Origin of the sequence: Luteitalea sp., from assembly GCA_009377605.1 — a bacterium.
Taxonomy (GTDB): domain Bacteria; phylum Acidobacteriota; class Vicinamibacteria; order Vicinamibacterales; family Vicinamibacteraceae; genus WHTT01.
The window spans coordinates 295-2,061 of the sequence record WHTT01000198.1; the positions used below are offsets into that span (position 1 = coordinate 295).

The 1,767-nt window shown below is 60.4% G+C and carries 1 protein-coding gene; it reads right to left on the minus strand.

Annotation, left to right across the window (positions count from 1 at the left end; genetic code table 11):
* Window positions 1–62: 62 nt before the first annotated feature.
* Window positions 63–1,130, minus strand: coding sequence for a protein kinase (locus GEV06_28450; GenBank protein MPZ21782.1), 1,068 nt, complete (start codon window positions 1,128–1,130; stop codon window positions 63–65).
* Window positions 1,131–1,767: the final 637 nt, after the last annotated feature.

Sequence of the window (1,767 nt, forward strand, 5' to 3'; positions counted from 1 at the left end):
TGACCATCCGCGTCTCTAAAGGTATCGCCGCTGTCCCCGCCCTCAGAAGGAAGTGGTGAAGGTCATTGCAGCATCTTGGTCAATCGCTCGCACAATAACGCCGCACTGGGCCGGTCGTGCGGATCGTGGCGGGTGCACTCCTCAAGCAGCTCGTCCAGTTTCGCTCCGCATTCCAGATCGACATACGAGCTGATGCGAAGCCCCTCGACGGAGGCGCGTTGCTCGCCCGGGGGTGGATACGTTTGGCCGGAGAGAAGAACCCACACCGTCTTCGCGAGCGAATAGATGTCTGCCGGTCTGCCGTCAGCCGTATCGGGAGAGGTGAGCATCTCCGGCGCGATGTAGAACATCGGACCGAGCTTGCGACCGGCTTCCGTGAGCGCCTCCTTTCCAGGGAACGACGCGATCCCAAAATCAGCCAGAACCCAACTGCCATCAAGGAGGTAGATGTTGTCAGGTTTGATGTCGCGATGACTGATGCCAGACCCATGCAGGCTCGTTAACGTTTCAAGAACTTGAATGGTTCCTGTAAACACGAAAAGCGGGTCGTCTTCATCGAGCGCCGACATGATTGGCTTCGCAATGGGCATGGCCAGCCAGGGCATGTGCCCCTCGTCGTTTGCCCCCGCAATCAGCGGCATGACACCCTTCGTGCCGTTCAGTTTGCCCATGAGTGTCAGCTCGCCCGCGAAGCGCCGCAACGAATTCCGTCCTCCGTTCGGAATCTTCACGGCCGCGTCAGGAACGGTATCTGATGTGGCACTCCAAACCTCCGAGTTTCCGCCGCGACCCAGACGGGCCAGCAACTTCCACGGCCCTACCCGATCGCCTGCGTTCAGCCGGTTACGTTTCGGCTCTGGATCAGGTGGGAGTGCCGCGAAATGCGCCTCAAGCTCAGCAAGAGGTCCGCTGGAGATCGAGTACTCCTTAGAGAACTTGTTCCTAGAGCCACACTTCCCGATCAACGCGGCGAGTTCTGTCGTAGCCCGAGTCCGGCCGACAACTTCACCCCACATCTGCAGGAGCACGTTTCTCGTGCGGCCGTGCCAATACGAGCCCGGCCGATAACGGCTCGAAATTTCGGCAAACGCCGTTTCAAGAGCCCAGTTGGGGTCAATGTTCATGGTCACCGCTGGTGAACATTCAAGCCAGGTCCCTGCAGTACGTTGATGCCGCGGTTGCCGAAGCGGTCCTCCGGGGGCTCGGCAAATGCGGAGGGATCAAACCAGCGATCGACGGTGCGCTGCCCGCGGGGATGGTTCCCGTCCGCGATCCGGTCCGGAAGTCCGCCGGAGGTGTTGGTGCCGGACGGATCGCTTTACCTAACTCAATCGAATCAATGTAGCCTTTCACTCTGGCTCGGTCAAGACCAACGCGACAGGGAAATGCGCTTCCGTTTGACGGCCTGTGAGGTCTTCTTGATCAGCGATCACACAGTTGGCCGCAGACCGGACAGCTGCCCTCACGTTTTCGGACGACACAGGCTACGTCGTAGCGGCGGTGCCAGCAGGTCGGCGAAACCATCGGAGAACGGCCCGCGGCGAAGGAGACCGAGGTTCGCCAAGTTGTCGCTCAATGAAATGCACCAATATCGCGCGGGGTGGTAGCTGCGTGTGGCACGGTGCGTGTGGCGTGGGCGGCGCCGCTCCGGTCCGATAAGGGCATTCCGTTGAGCGCCGACCGCGAAAACCGCTCTAATAGTTCCTCTCGTCTCACACAGTTGGCCGCAGACCGGACAGCTGCCCTCACGTTTTCGGACGACACAGG